Origin of the sequence: Hymenobacter cheonanensis, assembly GCF_030581075.1 — a bacterium.
Lineage (GTDB): Bacteria > Bacteroidota > Bacteroidia > Cytophagales > Hymenobacteraceae > Hymenobacter.
On sequence record NZ_JAUQSW010000002.1, the window covers coordinates 346,903 to 367,776 of the forward strand.

At 60.8% G+C, this 20,874-nt stretch carries 13 protein-coding genes and 2 pseudogenes; 8 read left to right on the top strand and 7 right to left on the bottom strand.

The window, feature by feature from the left end:
* Positions 1 to 88: 88 nt before the first annotated feature.
* The 4 genes and pseudogenes from Q5H89_RS05100 to ispF all read right to left on the bottom strand — a co-directional run bounded on the left by Q5H89_RS05100 (position 89) and on the right by ispF (position 8,100).
* On the bottom strand, positions 89 to 4,936 hold the full coding sequence (locus tag Q5H89_RS05100; RefSeq protein WP_305018221.1) for an FG-GAP-like repeat-containing protein: 4,848 nt from the start codon (positions 4,934 to 4,936) through the stop codon (positions 89 to 91).
* A gap of 126 nt (positions 4,937 to 5,062) precedes the next feature.
* A pseudogene (locus Q5H89_RS23240) lies at positions 5,063 to 5,704 on the bottom strand (Ig-like domain-containing protein); the annotation flags it as partial.
* Positions 5,705 to 5,908: 204 nt separating this feature from the next.
* Complete coding sequence (locus Q5H89_RS05105) at positions 5,909 to 7,585, bottom strand: M28 family peptidase (RefSeq protein ID WP_305018222.1); 1,677 nt, start codon at positions 7,583 to 7,585, stop codon at positions 5,909 to 5,911.
* A gap of 35 nt (positions 7,586 to 7,620) precedes the next feature.
* Positions 7,621 to 8,100 carry a 2-C-methyl-D-erythritol 2,4-cyclodiphosphate synthase gene (ispF, locus tag Q5H89_RS05110; protein ID WP_305018223.1) on the bottom strand — a complete coding sequence of 160 codons (480 nt, stop codon included), beginning with the start codon at positions 8,098 to 8,100 and terminating at the stop codon, positions 7,621 to 7,623.
* 315 nt (positions 8,101 to 8,415) lie between these two features.
* Here ispF and Q5H89_RS05115 point away from each other — a divergent pair, with 315 nt between their 5' ends.
* From Q5H89_RS05115 to Q5H89_RS05135, 5 genes are all read left to right on the top strand, one after another.
* Complete coding sequence (locus Q5H89_RS05115; protein ID WP_305018224.1) at positions 8,416 to 9,030, top strand: TetR/AcrR family transcriptional regulator; 615 nt, start codon at positions 8,416 to 8,418, stop codon at positions 9,028 to 9,030.
* A 45-nt stretch (positions 9,031 to 9,075) separates the two neighbouring features.
* Positions 9,076 to 10,746, top strand: a complete 1,671-nt coding sequence (locus Q5H89_RS05120; protein WP_305018225.1) for a TolC family protein — start codon at positions 9,076 to 9,078, stop codon at positions 10,744 to 10,746.
* Positions 10,747 to 10,869: 123 nt separating this feature from the next.
* Positions 10,870 to 11,997, top strand: coding sequence for an efflux RND transporter periplasmic adaptor subunit (locus Q5H89_RS05125; protein WP_305018226.1), 1,128 nt, complete (start codon positions 10,870 to 10,872; stop codon positions 11,995 to 11,997).
* Between the two features lie 45 nt (positions 11,998 to 12,042).
* On the top strand, positions 12,043 to 15,483 hold the full coding sequence (locus tag Q5H89_RS05130; protein ID WP_305018227.1) for an efflux RND transporter permease subunit: 3,441 nt from the start codon (positions 12,043 to 12,045) through the stop codon (positions 15,481 to 15,483).
* 115 nt (positions 15,484 to 15,598) lie between these two features.
* Positions 15,599 to 15,859, top strand: coding sequence for an acyl carrier protein (locus Q5H89_RS05135; RefSeq protein WP_305018228.1), 261 nt, complete (start codon positions 15,599 to 15,601; stop codon positions 15,857 to 15,859).
* A gap of 554 nt (positions 15,860 to 16,413) precedes the next feature.
* Here Q5H89_RS05135 and Q5H89_RS05140 read toward each other — a convergent pair.
* Positions 16,414 to 16,824, bottom strand: a pseudogene (locus Q5H89_RS05140) (YkvA family protein); the annotation flags it as partial.
* Positions 16,825 to 16,939: 115 nt separating this feature from the next.
* Positions 16,940 to 17,638 (bottom strand): C40 family peptidase, encoded by a 699-nt coding sequence (locus Q5H89_RS05145; protein WP_305018229.1) that lies wholly within the window; start codon positions 17,636 to 17,638, stop codon positions 16,940 to 16,942.
* 321 nt (positions 17,639 to 17,959) lie between these two features.
* On the opposite strand from Q5H89_RS05145, the gene Q5H89_RS05150 reads away from it, so the two are divergent.
* Entirely contained in the window at positions 17,960 to 18,268 is a 309-nt protein-coding gene (locus tag Q5H89_RS05150) for a hypothetical protein (RefSeq protein ID WP_305018230.1), read from the top strand.
* 30 nt (positions 18,269 to 18,298) lie between these two features.
* On the opposite strand, the gene Q5H89_RS05155 is transcribed toward Q5H89_RS05150, so the two are convergent.
* Positions 18,299 to 19,030, bottom strand: a complete 732-nt coding sequence (locus tag Q5H89_RS05155; RefSeq protein ID WP_305018231.1) for an SDR family NAD(P)-dependent oxidoreductase — start codon at positions 19,028 to 19,030, stop codon at positions 18,299 to 18,301.
* Between the two features lie 141 nt (positions 19,031 to 19,171).
* Between Q5H89_RS05155 and Q5H89_RS05160 the strand changes: the two genes are divergently transcribed.
* A complete protein-coding gene (locus Q5H89_RS05160; RefSeq protein WP_305018232.1) occupies positions 19,172 to 19,909 on the top strand; it encodes a DUF421 domain-containing protein in 738 nt (245 codons plus the stop codon).
* 94 nt (positions 19,910 to 20,003) lie between these two features.
* Positions 20,004 to 20,843, top strand: a complete 840-nt coding sequence (locus Q5H89_RS05165; protein ID WP_305018233.1) for a hypothetical protein — start codon at positions 20,004 to 20,006, stop codon at positions 20,841 to 20,843.
* Positions 20,844 to 20,874 lie beyond the last annotated feature (31 nt).

The following is a 20,874-nucleotide window of genomic DNA, read 5'->3' on the forward strand; positions in this document are numbered from 1 at the left end:
CGGCGCTGCACCTATTTTTTTAGACTTACCGAAGATACCTATCGCTTTTTACTTTCGGCACGAAGCGCTCGGTACTACCACTCATGATTTAGTTTATAGCAATTCGTTTTATCAGTGTATTGGCGGCGGCTTGCAGACGTAGTACGTATACACCGGGGGCCAGCCCTTCTATCGGCAGCGTAAGCGTTGCCCCGTTGCCAGACAAGGCAGTAGCTTGGCGAAGCACTACTTGCCCCAGCGCATTGAGTAGCTCGATACGCACGGTGGTAGCGCCAGCCATACTTGGCACAACCACCGTGCAGCTTTCATGTGCCGGATTTGGGTATACCTGCACCAAGGCGGCTAAGGCGGCAGGCGAAGTAGCCAATGCAGCCTGCGGGTGAAATACCAACGTAAACCGGCCCGTGAGCGTCGTCTTGGCTTGCTCGGCAGTTACAGCAAATTGATAGGTGCTTCCTGCCGTCAGCTTCACCATTTTATTGGTGAGCGCATCGTGGAGGTAGGCCTCCAAGCCCACCGGCAGGTTCTTGAGCTGGGCGGCGACGAGCGTGTAAGTACCAGCGCCCGGCACTCCCACGCCGAGGGCTAGCGTGGTACCCGCGGCCAAAACCGGCTGCCCATCAATGGCAAGCTGCTGACCGTTGGCCAACTGACTACTTAAGTTCAGACCGGTCGAATTAGGCAACTTGGCAGCATCGTACTGGCTGTCGAAAGCAGTGGTAGCCCCGGCTTCGGCATAAACGTAAAATGCATCGACACTACTAAGACCACGCAGGTCGAGTTGCACGAGCGGCCGAGGGTCAGCCGCCAGTCGCTGAAAGGCAGTAGCGTCGGGAGTGGTCAGGCGCTGGCTGTTGCGAAATGTCAGGTGGCCACTGGTCTGCCCTGCCTGCACACGCACGAAGAAGCCCTGCGCCACTGATAAAATAGGATTACCCCCTACCCCGTTCACGTAGCTGCGGTAGTGCCCAGCGTACTGGCCGGTACTCTGCACCACGTAGATGGCCGCATCTACATTCTCGCGGTCTGCGGCCGCTACCAAAGAATAGTCGAGCGGAGCCGGATATGGATTACCTACCAATGCCCAGCCAGCGTCGGCGTCGGCACCACGCGCTAACGCCACGGTCTGGTCGCCGGTGCCCAGCGTACCGACAAAATCTACTAGCTGGGCCGCGCCGATATTAACGGTATAGCCTCCCCCCGGCACCAAGGCTTCACTTAGGCTAGCCGGCGAGAAGAAGCCTTTGTCGAAGGCAGAACTCGTATTCGCAGTTGTAGCTAGCCGGCGTTGGTCGTAGCTAAAAATGGTAGGAAAAGGCGTAACCGCCCCCGGCGTAGCGCTGGTGTTGTACGTCGCATTAACAACCGGGATAAAGCCCGCCGTGCTGAAGTCGGCTACCGTTGAGTTAGTGACCGGCGGGGCATAGTGCCGGTAGCCCAGCCCAGGGTTGGTGCTCGGGTCGATGTAGCGCTGCACCGTAGCGGCCCCGCTTACTACGCCCGTGCTGGCATTCACGACCAGCGCCGTGCCGCTGGCTGAGGAGAGCAGCGTCAGGGTGTGCCCCGCCGTTAGCAGGTTGCCCGCACTCCCTACAGTCAGCACTTGCGCTACGGCTACGTCCGCAGAAAGCGTCACGTCACTCGTATTCAACGTAGTCAGGTTACGCACTTGCGTCGGCAGGCCATCACCGGTAGTTTGTGGCCCCGTACCGGCATATACGTAGCTGGCATCGGCCGCAAAGAAGCGTCCACCCGTTAGTTGCACGGCCCCCGTGGCGCCGCTGCTCGTGATGCCAGCGGCATCGCCGATGACGAGCGTGGCTCCTGCTTGCAGTTGCATAGTACCCGGGCCCGTGAGCAACTGCCCATTTTGATTGAGGGTGCCACCCTGCTCCACACTAAGGGTACCATTTACCGTGAGGGGGCCGGAGAGCGTAGCCACGCCGGTGCCAGTGATTGTCACATCATTGTAGTCACCAGCCAGATTTTGGGAGGTCGTAACGACAATATTAGTCTTGCCCCCGTCTCCGGTGCCCTCCAGACTTACGGTGTAGGTGCCCAGTACGGAGGTAATTGTCAACACGCCGTCTCTGACACCAGTAGTGGTGGGGGCAAAGCTCACGGCTACCGTGGCGGTACTGCCCGCTGGCACGCTCGCTGGCACCGGCCCAACGAGGCTGAAGTCGCCAGTAGTAGCTGTTCCGGCCAAGGCCAGGTCGGCCGTACCTGCATTAAGGAGCGTAAATACGACCGCTGGGCTGACAGTACCCGGGCGGTAGCTGCCGAAATTGTAAGCCAGCCCACCATTTGGGTAGCTGGTAGCAGCCTGCGCTACGGCTAGCTGTGGCTCAGTCACGGTGAAGAGTACCCCGTTGCTCGTGCCTTGGGGAGTGGTCACGGTTACCGTGCCCGTGGTGGCTCCCACGGGCACAGTCGCTTTCAGGCTGGTCGTCGAGCTTGCCTTGAAGCTGGCGGGCGTGCCATTAAAGCTGACCCCGGTGGCCCCGGCCAGGTTGGTACCTGTTAGCGTAATACTCTGGCCGACGGCGCCGCTAGTGGGCGAAAGGCTGAGCAAGGTGGGGGCACCGGCCTGGTTGAAGCGGACGCTCACCGTATTAGCCCCACTGTTAGCGGCGAGGAGGTCCAGGTCGCCGTCATTGTCCACATCGGCCAAGGCCAGGCCCGCCGGTCCTTGGCCTATCGCGAGCAGCCCACCATCGGCGAAAGCACCGGCGCCATCGTTCAGCCGCACGCTAGCGGTATTATCACCGCCATTGGCAGTCAATAAATCGAGGTCCCCATCGGCATCAATGTCGGCAAGCGCCAGGCTGGCCGGGGCCAGGCCCACGGCCACCGCGGCGCGGCTGCTAAAATTACCCAGCCCATCATTCACAAACACGCTCACGGTGTTGTCGCCAGCATTAGCCGTCAGCAAGTCCAAGTCGCCATCGTCATCTATGTCGTTCATTACCAAGCCGCTGGGCACCCGGCCCGTTGCCAGGCTGGCGATGCCGCTGAAGGAGCCGGTACCATCATTCAGGCGGATGCTGACCGTGTTGGCACTGCCGTTCGTGGTGAGCAGGTCCAGGTCGCCGTCGTTGTCTACGTCGGCAGTGGCCAAGGCTTGTTCCCCAAGGCTCATCTTCACTTCCAGGCGGGTGTAAAAACCTCCGTACCCCGCATTCAGCCACACGGTTGTGCCACTAGCCGTCACAACCAGTAAATCCTGCGTGCCATTGGCGTCCACATCGGCCGCCACAAGCTGCTGGGGCGAAGCCCCCACGGCCAGGGTTGTACCGGCGGTGAAGCTACCCCGGCCATTGTTGAGAAAAGTGCTTACGTCACTCGTTGTGGTATTAGCCGTTACTACATCCAGGGCCCCATCTGCATTCAGGTCCACTGCCAGCACATCGTGCACCCCTTGGCTGGTACCAGGCAGGGTTAGGTCAGGGCCCGCAGCGAACGTGCCATTGCCGGCATTCAGCCGAACGCTCACCGTTTTTCCGGCTCCGTTGTCGTAAGCAGCCGCCAGCAGGTCCTGGTCCCCGTCGCGGTCAATATCGGCCGCTACAATCCGCTGGGGCTGAGGCCCCACCTTGTTTTCTGAGCCCGGCTGAAAGTTACCACGCCCAATGCCCCCTGCCGCGGCCGTAAACCGGTATACGCGCTTGCTTATTGCGATGCCCCCTTCACTCTGCACGTAGGCCGGCACTGTTACGCTCACCAGCTCCCCGGGCTGAAGATACGGGTTGGTAGCAGCAGCTGTTGAAGGGGAGAAATAAGTTGCGGCGCCGCTTGGAAAGAAGGTACCCAGATTGCCCCCGCCAGCCACGGCCGAGTATAAGGCGATGCTATAAGCAGAATTACTGCTTATGGGCTCCGAAAAAGTCAGGCGGGCATTATAAAGCAACCGCGTGCCATTGCGGCTGTTGGCTTTGGGCGTGGCCGCCACCAACACTACTGTTACGGTAAACGGAGTAGTTGCATTCCCTCCCGGCCCGCTCACTTTTACGGTACCCGCGGTTGAGCTGCCCGCGGGTACCGTGAAGGTGAGGCTCGTGCCGGTATTGTTCGTGATAACCGCCGCCTTGCCCCCCACCGAGAGCGTAACCCCGGTCAGGTTTGCGCCGGCCAGGGTAATGGCCGTGCCCGCCGGGGCGGTAGTTTGGCTAAGGCTCGTAATAACGGGAGCGGGCGGCTGGTTTAGCCGCACGCCAATTCCAGAGTAGAAATCGGTAGTCAGGATGTCGAGGTCGCCGTCGCCATCTACGTCGGCAAGGCCCACGCCATAGGGGCCGCTCCCGGTAGAAAAGCTACCAGCACCACTAAAAACACCCGTATTGGAGCCACTGGCATCCCCTCCGTTCAGCCGAACATAACCCGTAGAGGTAACCAGGTCTAGGTCGCCATCGGCATCCATATCCCCCAGCGCTACGCTATAGGCCTCGACTGGCACATTTTGGGTACCACTAAACTGCCCCGTATTGGAGCCCGACGCATCACCACCATTCAGGCGCACGCTCGCCGTCCAGCCTACACCATTCAAATTAGAAACACCTACTACTAAATCGATGTCCCCATCGCCGTCAACATCGCCAACGGCCAGATTAGCATAGCTAGCGGTATTGCCTTGCAAGGCTACTTCCTGGCTACCCGAAAAAGTACCAGTGTTGGACCCCGTAGCGTCTCCTCCGTTCAGGCGCACGCTCAGCGTGCTCACACTGTGGCTTACCAGCATATCGAGGTCGCCATCGCCATCCACATCCGCCAGCACCACTGCCGTTGGCCTCCCTGTGATGGGCACCTCAGAGCCGTTTTTGAATTCCCCGGTGTTTGACCCCGAGTTATCGCCTCCATTCAGGCGCACACTCACCGAAACCCCATTTTCATTGGCCGTAACAAAGTCCAGGTCGCCGTCGCCGTCGACGTCACCCATGGCCAGGCTGTAAGGCCCATACCCGGTTTTCACGACATCCTTAATCGCGAACTTACCGGTGTTCCCCCCCTTGCTATCGCCATTTTGGTAGATGTATACCCCGTCGCAGAGGGCCAGTATGTCGAGGTCGCCATCGCCGTCAATATCTGCCAGCGATACGTGGCGCGGCCGGCCAAGGTCAGTTGAAAGGCTAATGCCGCTACTAAACACCCCCGTATTAGACCCGGTAGCGTCGCCACCATTAACCTTTATTACTACGGCAGCACCACCATACAAATTGCAGGTTACGGCATCTATATCTCCATCATTATCTATATCGCCGGTGGCGAGCCCAAAGCACGAGCCTCCGGCGTAATAATCACTACCTAGCTTGAAATTTTGCGCCCGGCCAGCCCCCCCTACGGCCGTTGTAAACTGGTGAACCTGACGGGCCGCAGCAACCCCGGCAGTACTGCGCACCGCAGGCGGCACCGATACGAGCACCGTCTCCCCCGGCTTAAAACCAGTGGTTGGGCTAAAGGTAATCGTAGAGGCACTCGTGGCATAAGCACCTTTTTTTTTACCGCCTGCCTGCGCCGAATAGACACTCATACCGGGCGCAGTTGTCGCTTCTATCGGCTGCGAAAAAGTCACGCTCACGCCAGACGCCGGCGAGGCGGCGTTTGCGTTGCGCAGGGGCGTACGTGCCGTAACTACCGGCGCCTGCGCCTGGGCTGGCGCGGCCAAAATAGAGCAGACAAAAAGCAGTAGGGAGTAGCGTTGCATCATAGGTAAATAAATAAAGTTTGCCCGGCAGAAAGCACACTGCTTCCTAACGGGCAAACCGAGACAAGCCGAACTATTGAGCCCCTAAAGATACTGTTGCTAATTGGTATTTCAGTCTAGCTACGGCGTGCGGTAGCACATACTAACTACCAACTAATCAAGGCTACCCCCTTTGTATCGTGACCAAAACGATAGCCCATTAGACAACTATGGCTTATTCGAATCCACCGCCGGCCGCGCGTCCCGATTCGCCAAGTCCCAGGCCAGGAAGAACACCAGCCGCGCCCGCGCCTCCAGCTTATCGAACTCAATCTTGGAAATCTCGTCGCTCGCCTCGTGGTAGTCGGCGTGCACGCCGCTGAAGAAGAACGCCACCGGAATACCCTTTTTGGCGAAGTTGTAGTGGTCGGAGCGGTAGTAAAATCGGTTCGGGTCCTGGGGGTCGTTGAAGCGAAAGTCGAGGTCGAGGTTGCCGTGCTGGCGGTTGGCCGTTTGCAGCGCCTCGTGCAGCTGCGACGAAAGCTTGTCGGAGCCAATGACATACACGTAGTTCGGCTTGCCCTCGTGGGCCACGTCGGTGCGGCCAATCATGTCGATGTTCAGGTCCGTCACCGTATTCGCCAGCGGAAAAACCGGGTGGTCGGTGTAGTACTCCGACCCTAGCAAGCCCTTTTCCTCACCCGTATTGGCCAGAAACAGCAGGCTGCGGCGCGGCGCGTGCCCACTGCGCGCCGCCTTGGCAAACGCCTGCGCGATGCTGAGCATGCCCACCGTGCCCGAACCATCATCGTCGGCCCCGTTATACACCTCCCCACCGATGACGCCCAGGTGGTCGTAGTGCGCCGACACCACCACGATTTCATCCTTCAAATCGGTGCCTGGCAAAAAGCCCAGCACGTTCTCCGTAGTCACGGCCGAGCGCTGCTGCGGCGCGCTGATGCTGAATCTAATCGGCTTAAATATGCCGGCAGCCAACGGTTTTGAAGCAGCCGCACCCAACGCATACTCTTTAGACAAGCGGGCGGCGGTGGTACCCAGCACCTTCAGGCCCAGCGCGGGCGAGAGAAAGAATGCCGGCGCCCGGCTGCCGGGCTGGTCGGCAAAGGCGATGGTGGGCTGCATCACGCGCGGGGCTAGCCGGGCGGTCATTTTTTCAAATTTGTCGGCCGGCTCCTGGGTTATGAAGAAAACGCTGCGCGCCCCTTTCTGGGCGGCCAGCGCGGCCTTAGCCCGGAAATCAACGCCCCACTTGGTAGGCTTGCCATCTTTACTAAGCTCTGGGCGGCCATCCACGTTCATTGGCTCGCCCAGCAGTATCAGCAAGTCCTTGCCCTTCACATCGCGCCCCGCGTAATCAGAATACCCCTCTTGCTCGATGCCGTAGCCCAGAAAAACCGGCTGCACGGCCGTGGCCTGGTCGAAGGGCGTGCGCCCGAAGGCGTAAAAATCCTTCAGCCATTCGTAGGCCTTGCCGCCCACCGTGAGGGTGCCGCCCGGCTGCCAGGCGCTGCGCTCCATGCCAAAGGTTTGCAGGTACGGGTTGGCCACGTTGGCCGCCACGGGCGCTTGCAGGCTGTCATCCTTGAACTGCTGGCTGATGTAGGCGGCGGCCATTTTCTGGCCCTTGGTGCCGGTTTCGCGGCCCTCGTACTCATCCGAAGCCAGCACCGAGAGGTCGCGCCGCAGGTGCTCCTGCGTGATGTAGCGGTCGGCGTAGGGCACGGCGTAGTCGGCGGGCGGCGCGGGCAGGGGCTCGTGGGGCCGCACAACGGGGCTGGCGGTAGTGCCCGGCTTGAGCTTGGTTTTAGTCTTGGTGGGCGTTTTCTGGGCGAGCAGCGGCGCGGGCAAGGCTAGCGCCGCCAGCAGCAGGGCGGTGTATTTCATAAAGGGCACAGCGCGGAAAGGCAGCAATAGGTTGGTTAGGGCTTCGTAATCAGCACGGTAGCATAGGCCGCCACGCCCTCCTGCCGGCCCACGAAGCCCAGCTTTTCGGTGGTAGTGGCCTTGATGGAGATGTCGTCTTCGGGCACCCCCATCACCTCGGCCAGGGTGGTGCGCATGGCCGGAATATGTGGGTTCACCTTCGGCTTTTCGAGGCAGATGGTCGAGTCCACATTGCCTAGCTCGTAGCCGCTTTCGCGCAGCAGGCGCATGGTGTGGGCCAGCAGCTTCTTGCTGTCGATGCCCTTGTACTGCGGGTCGGTGTCAGGGAAGTGAAAGCCGATGTCGCGCAGGTTGGCGGCCCCTAGCAGCGCGTCGCAAATGACGTGAATGAGCACGTCGGCATCGGAGTGGCCGAGGGCGCCGTGGGTGTGCGGCACCGCTATGCCGCCGAGCCAAAACGGCAGGCCGGGCTGCAACTGGTGGACGTCGTAGCCGAAGCCAACGCGGATTTTCATGGGCATACAGAATAAGCAGGATGGACTGCAAAGGTATTTACCCCGGCGCGGGGCTAGCCACCAGACAACCTATGCTAAAAAAATTGGCGAGAAAAGCATACAACTTTTAACTAAATTTATTAGCTTTACGCTATCGAACCTCTTCACAGCAAACGCGCTATGAACTTGCCAAAATTTTATGCCGACGGCTAAAGTATTCGGGTGGCTACCGCGTCAATAAACGGGCTAGCGAATGGCGGTAGCGGAAACAGCAAAAGAAACTTCGGAAACTCTGAACCCACCAAAAGTTTCCGTTGTATCTTTGCCGTGCCAAACATGGAAACCAAAGACCGTATTCTGACCCGCGCCGCCGCGCTGTTTATGCGCAATGGCATCAAGAGCGTGAGCATGGACGACATCGCCACCGACCTCGGCATGTCGAAAAAAACCCTGTATAAAACCTTCACCAACAAGGATGAAATAGTGCTGGGCGTGATGACGACCCACCTCTGCAATGCCCAGGGCGAATGCGCCCGGGTGGCGAGCCACGCGGCCGATGCCGTGCAGGAGATGCTCACCATCTCGGCCTGGGCCGACCAGCAGTTCAGCAACATTCACCCGAGTATTTTTCACGACCTGCGCAAGTACTACCCATCGGCTTGGGAACTGTTTTCGGCGCACAAAAGCACGTTTATCCTCGACCAGATAACCCAAAATCTGCGCCGGGGCATTGCCGAAGGGCTGTTTCGCGCTGACCTCGACGTGGACGTGCTAGCCCGCCTCAACCTGTCGCAGATTGAATTGACCTTCGACCCCGACATCTACCCACCCGCCCAGTTTAGCCCCATGCGCGTCAACAAGGTGTTTGATGAGCATTTTTTGCTGGGAGTTGCCACGCTCAAGGGGCACCGGCTTTTTAATAAGTACCAACACATTACGGAAGAGGAATAGGCTGGCTGCCAGGCTATTTAGACAAGCTCCTTCTTTCACAAACCCATGAAAAACCTTACTCTGGGGACACTACTGGCGGCCTCGGCGCTCGCCCTGGCACCGCTGGCTCCGGCCCTGGCCCAAACCCCGGCGGCGCTGCCCGCCCAGCCCAACGCTGGCCCCATGGCCCTGAGCCTGCAACAGGCCGTGCGCTACGCCGTGGCCAACAAGCCCAGCCTGCTGGGCACGCGCCTGGCCGAGCAAACGGCCGCCGCCAAAGTGGGCGAAATCAAAGCCCAGGGCCTGCCGCAGCTCAATATCGGCGCCAACGTGGCTGATAACTTCAAGCTCCAGAAGAGCCTGGTAGACTTTTCGAGCTTTGGGGGCGCGCCGCTCAATGGCACGACCCTCACGCAAGCCGACTTGGCCAAGGCCCAGGCCGGCCAGAGCGTAACGCTGGCGCCGGCCTACGGCGTGGCCCCGGCCACCGGCCCCACGCCGCTGGCCTTCGGCCTGCAGTACGCGGGCAATACGTCGGCCTCTTTTTCGCAGCAGCTTTTTGACGGCTCGTATCTCATTGGCCTGAAGGCCGCTAAGGTGTATACCGACCTGGCGAAGAAGCAGACCCAGCAGGCCGAAATCGACGTGGTGGAGCAGGTGAGCAAGGCGTACTACAGCACCTTGGTGGCCCGCGCCCGGCTAGCCCTGCTGGCCCGCAACGTGCAGCGCCTCGACACGGTGCTGTATCAAACCAACCAGACTTTCAAGGCTGGCTTTGCCGAAAAGCTCGACGTGGACCGCCTGCGCGTGCAGCGCAATAACCTGGTGGTGGAGCAGCAGAAAGCCCAGCGCCTCACCGAGTTGAGCGTGGCCCTGCTCAAGTTTCAGATGGGCCTGCCCCAAGCGCAACCCGTGACACTGACCGACTCGCTCGGCGCGGCCGTGGTCGATGCCGGCACCTTGCGCCGCAACCTGGGCGTGGCTAGCCTCAGCACGGGCGGCGGGCCCGACGGCCTCGGCAACGTGCCCAGCGCGCCGGCCGGCCTCGGCCAGGGCGCTGCCAGTGGCCCGCCCACGCCGGGCATCAACAACGGCCAGCCGGTGCAGGCGCAGGCGGCGTTCAACTACAACAACCGCATCGAGTTTTCGACCTTGCAAACGCAGCAGGCTCTAGCTGGCCTCGACCTGCGCAGCCGCACGGCTGGCGCCTACCCGCGCCTGTCGCTCACGGCGGCCTACGGCTTCACGGGCTCGGCCAACAAGGTGAGCGACCTGTTTGCCTTCCGCGGGCCCGACTCGCGCAACTCGGCCGGCTTTATCAACCAGAACTGGTTTGGCTTCGGCAACGTGGGGCTGGCCCTCAACATTCCGGTGTTTGATGGCTTCCGGCGCAAGTACCAGGTGCAGCAGGCGCGCATTGCGCAGCAAACTATTGAGCGAGGCTTTGAAACCCTGCGCCAAAGCATTGATTTGCAAGACACGCAGAGCCGCACCAACCTGGTGAACGCGCTCGATGTGCTGGATAACCAGAAGGCCAACCTCGACCTGGCCGCCGACGTGGCCCGCGTCACGCGCATCAAGTTCAACGCCGGCGTGGGCTCCAACCTGGAAGTAATCACGGCCGAAACCTCGCTGCGCGAAGCCCAGACCAACTACTACGCCGCCATCTACGATGTGCTGGTGGCCAAGGTAGACCGCGATAAGGCTACCGGCGAATTGTATTCGCAGGCCAAGTAAACCCTTAAAAAAGAACGTCATGCTGAGCTTGCCGAAGCATCTCGCGTGACTCGTTAGCCTACTTGAGTTACCAACCCGCGCGAGATGCTTCGGCAAGCTCAGCCTGACAGTTCCTCCTTATTTATGCGCCCTACTTCTCTTTTTCTTTCCGCCACCTTCGCCGTTGCGCTAGCCTCCTGCGGCGGTGCCAAAGACCCCAAGGCCGAGCTAGCCAAGCTCAAGGCCGACCAGGCCGCTACGCAGGCCAAGATAGCTGACCTTGAAGCCAAAACCGGCGCCGGCAAGGCCGACTCGGCCAACGCTGCCGTGCCGGTATCGGTGCTGAAAGTGGCCCCGGAGAACTTCGCCGGCTACCTCGACGTGCAGGGCCGCGTAGACTTCGACCAGAATGCCACCGTAGGCGCCCGCGCCGCCGGCACGCTCACCAGCGTGCGCGTGCAGCGCGGCGACCGCGTGAGCAAAGGCCAGGTGCTAGCCACCGTGGATGCCAGCATCTTGGATGCCAACATTGCCGAGCTGCGCACCCGCATGGACCTCGCTCGGGTGGTGTACCAAAAGCAAGCCGGCCTGTGGAAGCAGCAGATTGGCACCGAAATTCAGTACCTGCAAGCCAAGAATAACTACGAGGCGTTGCAGCGCAACCTGGCCAGCCTCAACCAGCAGCGCGCCCTCTACAATGTAGTGGCACCCTACGGCGGCGTGGTGGATAACGTACTGCCCAAGCTGGGCGAAACCGTGGCGCCCGGCGCGCCGGTGGTGCAGCTCAACAGCGGCCAGGGCGGCAAAATCCTGGCTGATGTATCGGAAGCCTACGCGGGCAGCATCAAGGCCGGTGACAAGGCCCTCGTGACGCTGCCCGACATCGGCAATGAGGAAATCCCGAGCACGGTGCGCACCGTGAGCCGCACCATTTCGGCCAACAGCCGCACCTTCACCGTGGAGCTGCGCCTGCCCGCCAACCAGGCTAGCAAGCTGCGGCCCAACATGGTAGCCACCGTGCACATCCAGAACTACGGCCAGGCCAACGCCACCGTGCTACCCGTCGACCTCATTCAGCACGACGAGGAAAACGCCTACGTGCTGGTAGTGAACCGCGAGGGTAGCAAGGCCGTGGCGGCCAAGCGCGTCATCAAAACCGGCCAGACTTACAACGGCAAGCAGGAAGTAACCAGCGGCCTCAAGCCCGGCGACGAGGTTATCTCGGCCGGCTACCAGAACCTGAACGAAGGCCAGATTGTCAAAATCAGCTAGGGGCTGATTTTAAAGTAGTTGTCCACGCTCATCCAGCTTAAGAATATGCAGGACATAGAAAAAGAATTCGGCCCCACCAGTTGGTCGATTAACAACAAGACCAGCATCTACATCATCACGCTGCTGCTCTCGATAGCAGGCATCTTTGCCTACATCAAGCTCGGCAAGGAGAAGTTTCCGGACATCGTGATTCCGCGCATCATCGTGGCCACGGTGTATCCCGGCACCTCGCCCACCGATATCGAGAACCTGGTGACGCGCCAGCTCGAAAAGGAGATTAAGGGCGTGAACGGGGTGAAGAAGATTAACTCGACTTCCAACCAGGACTACTGTATTGTTGATGTGGAGTTTAACTCCGGCGTGGACGTGCAGGCCGCCAAGCAGCTCATCAAAGATGCCGTGGACAAGGCCAGCACCGAGCTGCCCAACGACCTGCCCTCGGCGCCGCTCGTGAAGGAGATTAACATCTCTGAGCAGCCGATTATGTACGTCAACCTGAGCGGCAACCTGCCCGCCGCCCAGCTCAAAAAGCTAGCCGACGACTTCCAGGACAAGATTGAGGCCCTGCCCGAAATCACCCGCGTCGACATCGTGGGCGCCTTGGAGCAGCAGGTGAACGTGGACGTGGACCTGTATAAGCTGCAGGCTTCGCAGTTGAGCTTCGGCGATATTGAGAATGCCATTGCCCGTGAAAACATCACGGTATCAGGTGGTTCTATCGACGTGGGCGCGCAGAAGCGCGCCGTGCGCGTGGCCGGCCAGTACGTGAACGCCGCCGACATTGCCGACATTCAGGTGAAGAACCTGCGTGGCTCGCCGGTGCGGCTCGGCGACATCGCCACCGTCACCGACGGCTTCAAGGACCGCGAGAGCTTTGCCCGCCTCGATGGCCAGCCCGCCATTGCCCTGAACGTGGTGAAGCGCCAGGGCGAGAACCTGCTCGACGCTTCCGATAAGATTCACCAGATTGTGAAAGATGCCCAGGCTAGCATGCCCAAGGGCCTGAAAATCACGATTACCGGCGACTCATCGAACGAGACGCGCAATACGCTTAACGACCTGATTAACACCATCATCATCGGCTTCCTGCTAGTGACCTTGATTCTGATGTTCTTCATGGGCACCACCAACGCCTTGTTTGTGGGCTTGTCGGTGCCACTGTCGATGTTCCTGGCCTTTATTATGCTGCCCATGTTCGGCTTCTCGCTGAACATGATTGTGCTCTTCGCCTTTTTGCTAGCCCTCGGTATCGTGGTGGATGACGCCATTGTGGTCATTGAGAACACGCACCGCCTGCTGCACGAGCACCCCGAGCTAAGCACCGCCAAAGCCGCCAAATACGCGGCCGGCGAGGTATTCGTGCCGGTGCTGGCGGGCACGCTCACTACGGTGGCGCCGTTTGTGCCGCTGCTGTTCTGGCCCGGCATTGTGGGCTCGTTCATGTTCTTCCTGCCGGTTACGCTTATCCTCACGCTAGGGGCCTCGCTGGTGGTGGCCTTCATCATGAACCCGGTGTTTGCCGTGAGTTTCATGGAGCGCGAAGAGCACCTCGACCGCGTGGAAACACCCAAGCTGACGCGCAATTTCCTGCTCGGCATGGGCGGGCTGCTGCTGGTCGCCATTGGCGGCTACGCGGCCGGCTCGAAGTTTTTGGGCAACCTGATGGTGACGCTCATCGTGCTGTGCTTCCTCGATAAGTACGTGTTTGTGTACATGATAGCCGGCTTTCAGCGCAGCATCCTGCCGCGCCTCCAGAACGGCTACGCCCGGCTGGTAGAGCTGGCCGTGGGCGGCACGGTGTGGCGGCAGGCGGGCATCGTGGGTGGCCTGCTGGTGCTCGGGGTGCTGAGCGTGATGGCCGTGGGCGCCCGCAAGCCCAAGGTAGATTTCTTCCCGAAAGGCGACCCCAAGTTTATCTACACCTACCTGCGCATGCCCGTCGGCACCCGCGTAGAGGTGACCGACTCGATTACCCGCATCATCGAAAACCGGATGTATAAGGTCATCGGCCGCAACAACCCCGACGTGGAATCGGTGATTACCAACGTGGCCATCGGCGCTGGCGACCCTAGCGAAGCTACCGCGGCCGGCACGTCGCAGTCGCACCTGGGCAAGGTCGGCATCGCATTCAAAGAGTTGGCCGAGCGTAAAGGGCAGGCCACGCACATCTACATGGACCAGATTCGCGAGGCGGTGAAAGGCATTCCCGGCGCCGAGGTGTCGGTGGACCAGGAGGCTAGCGGCCCGCCCCAGGGCAAGCCGGTGGCTATTGAGGTAGCCGGCGACGACTATCCGAAGCTAGCCGCGCTCTCCAAAAAAGTGGAGCGCTACGTGGACTCGCTCAAGATTGGCGGCATCGAAGACCTGCGCTCCGACTTGCAAGACCGCAACCCCGAAATCGGGGTGCGCATCAACCGCACCCGCGCCAACCGCGAGGGCATCAGCACAGCCCAGATTGGCTCGGAAGTGCGCACGGCCATCTACGGTTTCGAGGCTAGCAAATTCAAAACGCCCGACGATGAATACCCCATCCAGGTGCGTTACGCCAAGCCTTACCGCGACAACGTGAACGCCATCGTGAACGCCCCGCTGACTTTCCGCGACGCCACCGGCGCGGTGCGCCAGGTGCCCATCTCGGCCATTGCCGATGTGAACTACGGCACCACCTACGGCGGCATCAAGCGCAAGGACACGCACCGCCTCATCACGATTTCGAGTAACGTGCTCAACGGCTTCACCGGCCCCGACGTGGTAGCCAACGTGACGCGCGCCCTCAAGAGCTTCCCCGTGCCGCCGGGCTACACCGTGCGCATGGGCGGCGCCCAGGAGGACCAGAAGGAAACCAGCGACTTCCTCGGCGTGGCCGCCGTAGGGGCCATCGCCCTCATCTTCCTGGTGCTCGTTACGCAGTTCAACTCAGTGAGCAAGCCGCTCATCATCCTCTCCGAAATCATTTTCTCGATTATCGGCGTGATGCTGGGGCTAGCCATCTCGGGCATGAATATCTCCATCGTCATGACGGGCGTGGGCGTAATCGCGCTGGCCGGTATCGTGGTGAAAAATGGTATTCTACTCGTCGAATTCACCGACATGCTGCGCGCCCAGGGTATGAACCTGCACGACGCCATCGTGACGGCCGGCCGCACCCGCCTCAACCCGGTTATTCTCACGGCTACGGCCGCCACGCTCGGCCTCATTCCGCTGGCTATCGGCCTGAATATCGACTTCTATGAGCTTTTCAACTCGGGCCACCCGCACTTCTTCTTGGGCGGCGAGTCGGTGGTGTTCTGGGGCCCGCTAGCCTGGACAATAATTTTCGGGTTGACGTTTGCAACCCTTATTACCCTGTTGGTAGTCCCGGTCATGTATCTTCTTAATGAGAAGCTACGGGCCCGTATTACCGGCCGCAGCTACAACAGCCCGCCGCCCCCGGCCGAGGTTGACCACGAGGAAGTGGAAGCCGCGACGCCGGCGGTGCTGGCCTAAAGTTTGCGGCGGCTCGTCGGTTTCTTCTGGTTGCTCAGCGAGTGGCCAAAAGAAACCGACCGCCGGCCGCGTTACTTCGCCTGCCTACCCGACTCACCTATTTCTTGCAAAGATTATGCTTACCGCAATCTCTACCACGGCCCCTACCAAAAGCATTGAGCAACAGGTACTACGTATTATCAGCAAGCGCAAAGCCATTAAGGCCGTGCGCCTGCGCCGCACCGCCAGCCTGAGCCGCGACCTGCGCTTCGACACCGTAGACCTCGTGGATATCATCATCGAGCTGGAGCGCAACTTCCACATTACCGTGCCCGACGAGGTACCCTTTTACACCGTCGGCGATTTCGTGCGCTACGTAACCGCCCACGCCGCCTAAATCACGGATTGCGCGGATTGTAGCGAATTGCACGGATTTTGTAGACGCCACCACTGCAACAAAAAGGCCACCCGCTAGGGTGGCCTTTTTGTTGTCAGGTCTAAAAGCGGTCGTCCACAAAATCCGTGCAATCCGCTACAATCCGCGTAATCCGTGATTTAGCGCACGTTGCCACCGGTAGCTTCGCGGCCATCGTTGCCATCGCGGCTGCCATCGGTGGTGTTGGCGGTGGCATCAGTCGAGGGCTGGTCGGCGGGCTGCACATCGGGCGCCGTGTCGTGCACCGGGCGGGCCGTAGTGCTGGTGGGCGAGCCTAGCCCGGCATCGGTGGCCGACTGGCCGGCGCCGGCCGGCGCGCTGGGCAGCTCAATGGTGCCCGCGTTTTTGGCCGAGGCCTGGCTGCGGGGCCACTGCCCGGCACTGCTGGCGTAACTGCTGGCCTGGGTGCCCCGCGTTTGGCGCAGCTCCTCATCAGTTACCACAGTAGAAGCCTTGGTGGCCTCCCACTCGTGAAACTTGTCGAGTTCGTGCTTGATGGAAGTAGAGAACCAAGCCACTAGGGCCATGTCATCGAGCAGGCCCACAACCGGAATAAAATCGGGAATCAAGTCAATCGGCGATAGGAAGTAGATGAGTACTGCCACGGCCGCCACTACCGTGGTAGTGGGCACGCCCGTGTACTCGCCGGCCACGCTTAGCTTGATGAGGCGGAACAGGCTTTGCAGCGTTTCCCAGGCTTCGTGGGCTAGCGTGCCGATTTCTTTTTTCTCGCGGGCCTTATTAAAGGCATCGAGAAGCAGCTTTTTGAGGCGCGAGGGCTGCGTGATGTAGCCTTCGGCCGCAGCCAAAAACTTCTTGAAGATGGCCGAAGCGGCAATATTGTCGCCGGTGGGCGGAGGTGAGCTAGTAGTAGCCATTGCGGAAAAAAGGGGAAGAGAACGCCGCGGCCAAACGCCGCCGCTCATTTACGGCTGTTTACTGCAATCGCCGCCTTCAAGTTATGCGCTCACAAAAAAGCGGCTCCCCGCGCACCCGCCGGAAGCCGCCTGCTCTTGCAGAAATCAGGATGAAACGCGGTGCTTACTCGGGGCGGGCATTGGCCGCCGCCGCCAGCATGCCTACCACGTCGGAAGCCGACGCATCGGGCGATACCTCGTCGGTGCCGCGCACGCGGCCCGCCGAGTAGAAGTTGTGGCGATAATAAGGCTGGTTGAGCGAGCTTACCATGACGCCGCCGTTGCAGGCCGAGTGGGCAAACTTGCCGTCTTTCAGATAGATGCCTACGTGGTAGATGGCGCCCTTGCCGTGGCGGAAGAATACCAGGTCGCCGGCCTTCATATCGCTCTTGGCCACGCGCTGCACCGTCGAGAACATGGAGCGCGAGCTACGCTTAAGCGTGATGCCGTATACCTTCTTAAATACTTGGGTCACGAAGCCCGAGCAATCGGTGCCCCGGCGCGAGCTGGCGCCGTAGCTGTAGGGCGTGCCCAGCCAGTCGGTCACGGTTTGCAGCAGGCTTTTGTTCTCGGTGTGGGCTAGCTTGAGGCCCAGCGTCTGGTCGTAGTAGCCGTAGGCCAGCGAATCGCGCGAGGCCTTGATGGCGGGCGGCTCTACGCCGGCCGTTGGCCCATCATGGCTGGTGAGGCCCGAAAGCAAGGATGCCTCGGCTACCGCCGGGGCCGAGGCACCAGCCGAAGCCGGGGCAACGGGCATTTTTTCGAAGCAGAAGGAGAGCGCCAGGGAAGCAGCGGCGAGGCAACACAGCAGGGTATTCTTCATTGTCCGTCGTTGGGGTGGGCACCGGCCAGCGCCCTCAAGCTGGCTGACCGGGATGCAGAAAAAGGTGTAGACTGTTGCGCTAGGCAGTGCTGCTAAAGCAGCCAGAATTAAGGGTGAATGAAAGCGTGATTACTACCTTTTTAAAGAAATCTTATAGGGTAGTGGTCGTCCAAAGCTAAGCAATAAATTTCGAAGCAACTTAGCAATTTCTTGGAAAAAGCCAGCTATTCTTCGAAAAATACCGAAATAAAGTTGATATTTATCATTGCAGCTTGCAACCATCCGCTATTTCTGCTCGTAGCTTAGCCCGAATTTTATACAATGTCTGAGCCCCGCACTTTTGTAAATTCTCCCCTGGCTCGCATTGCGCGGCTGGTGCTGGGCCGCGCCCCGCGCGTGGCCATGGTGCTGGGCCAAACCGTGCATCTGAGCGGGGCCACGCGCGCCGAATTTCTGGCCGACCCCGAGTGGGTGGCGCACGAAGAAGTGCACCTGCGCCAGGTGCGTGACCTGGGTACGCTCCGCTTTTTATACAAGTACCTGGTCGAGTCGGCGCGCGTGGGCTACTACCAAAACAAGTATGAGGTAGAGGCGCGCGAAGGCGCCCGGCGCTTCATGGAAGGCCGGTAGTGCTTGGTAATCAAGAAGTAACCTGGGTAGCTAGAGCTGGGCTAGCCGGCCACCATCCACGGCCAGGGTGCTGCCGTTGATGAAGCTGGCCTCGTCGGAAGCCAGAAAGCAGATGGCAGCGGCCAGCTCGTCGGGCGTGCCAATCTGGCCCGTAATGGTTTCGGTGCCGTTCACCACGTTGGGGTTGCTGCGGAGCATGGGCGTTTCGACGGCACCCGGCGCAATGGAGTTGATGCGAGCCTGGGTATAGGGAATTTCGAGGCTCAGGCCGCGCACAAACGCTTCGAGGCCACCCTTGCTGGCGGCGTAGGGCGCCACGTTGGGCGTGCTCTGGAAGGCGTGCACCGAGCTAATGGCCACCACAGCCCCGCCCTTCATGTGCGGCACGCAGAGCTGGCAGAGGCGAAAGAGCGCCCGCAAATTCACATTCATCACCCGGTCCCAGTCGGCCGGGTCGAGCTTCATGATGGGCGTGAACGTCATCATGGCCGCGTCATTTATCAGGATATCAATGCGCTGGTAGCGGGCTAGGGTCGTTTCGACGGCGTGTACCAGGTCGGCGTCGCGGCCCACGTCGGTTTTGATGAACAGCGCTTCGCTGCCGCCCGCTTTTATTTCGGCCTCCACGGCGTGGCCCGCCTTGGCCTCGCGGCCCAGGCACACCACGGTAGCGCCTTCGCGGCCCAGGCGCACGGCCGTGGCCCGGCCAATGCCGGAGGTAGCACCCGTGACGAGGCAAACTTTATTTTGAAAACGAAACATGGGCTAGCGCACTAAAAGACGAGGTTACGCTAGGGAAACGGCCAGGGCAAGTAGTTGTTTGAGTGCCGGATGAAGAAGGCAAGCCGCGCAGCTAGGCCCGGCATGAACAGCCGATGAAGCAGCCCGGCCGTATCAGAAGGTATGACAACCACTTGCCTGGCGCTTTTAGCGGCCGACATTGCCCCGTTTGACTGGCAGCGACTCTTTATCTCAAACGAGGCCCCGGTGGGCTTTCTCTGGGAAGTATTGGTACGAAGCATTTTTGCCTTCGTGCTCACTATCGGGGCCTTGCGCATCACGGGCAAGCGCGGCGTGCGGCAGCTGTCCCTGTTCGAGTTTGGGCTGATACTGGTGCTGGGCTCGGCGGGCGGCGACGCCACCTTTTACCACGACGTGCCGCTGCTATACGTGGTGGTGGTTTTTGCCGTGGTAATGGCGCTTTATGTCGCCGCTAACTACTTAATTGACAGAAACCCGCGCATCGAGCGCCTGATGGAGGGCGCCCCCGAGCTGATTATCATCGAGGGCGAGATTGACCTGCCGGCCTTCACCAAGGCCAGCCTCACGGCGCAGGAGCTGTTTGGGCAGCTGCGCCAGTACCAGGTCGAGCACCTGGGCCAGGTACGGCGCCTGTACCTGGAGGCTACCGGCGAGGTAAGCGTCTATTTCTTTGCGCCTGAGCACGAGCGGGCCGGCCTGCCCATCTGGCCCGAAGTTTACCACCAGCCGCTCTACGAGCTGCCCCGGCCGGGCAAATATGCCTGCCACGCCTGCGCCACGGTGCGCGAGCTGCCCGCCGGGCCAGTGCCGGCCCAGTGCCCCCGCTGCCAGCAGGCCCACGGCTGGCTGCCCGCCTGCACGGTGCCGCGCACGGCCTAGCCCGCCGCAACCTACGAGTGACAACTTACGAATACAGGGCCAGCCGCCCCTGGCGCGGCAGCCCACCCACCTTACTTTTTCCTTTTCTTCGCTCATGGAACCCACTCCCACCCAGCCGGCGCACGGCTCTTCCGGCGCGGCTAATTCGCCCTACATCGGCTCGCCAAACACTTCGTCGCCCACCGGCGACAGCCAGTTTTCGACCACGGCGGCCCACGCCACGGGCACCGGCAAATACCCCACCGACCACACCACGCCCAACAGCCAGCCCACTACCGGCGGCGTGCAGGGCACCCTGAACAATGCCCTGGCCAGCGGCAAGAAATGGCTCAACGAATCGGGCATCAGCGATAAGGCACAGCAATTACCCCAGGCTGCCAAAGACCTTGGCAACAAGGCCGTTAGCAGCGTAAACGGCCTCAGCACGACCCAAAAAGCCGTGGGCGTAGGCCTGCTGGCGGCGGGTGTAGCCTTTTTGGTAACGCGCGGCGGCAAAAAGAAAAAGCATAAAAAGGACGACGGCGACTACCGCCACAAGGCGCACCGCTCGCCCTTCGACCACCAGCCGCACACCAAAGATGGCGACTATGCCTACGACCGCCGGGGCCAGCGCCCCTGGGGTGCCTCGCGCTACGGCTCGGCCGCGGGCCAGCAAAGCCAGCAGCCCGGCCGCAGCCGCGTAATGTCGGGCAGCGGCTATTCGTCGTCGCCCTCGCACAGCAATGATTTTGGCGACAGCCGCCAGCCAAGCAACCGCAGCACCAGCGTGGGCAGTAGCTCGTATGGTAGCAGCCACGCTGGCTATGGCAGCGATGCGCAGCCCGGCAGCGGCCAGCGCCGCGACCAGGGCCCGGCCTCGGGCAGCTACTACGACGCCAAGTCGTCGGGCGGCCAGAATCCGAACAATCTCGACCAGCTAAGCAGCGCCTACTAGGCGCTGCTTAGCTGCATAGTACCTGAAAAGG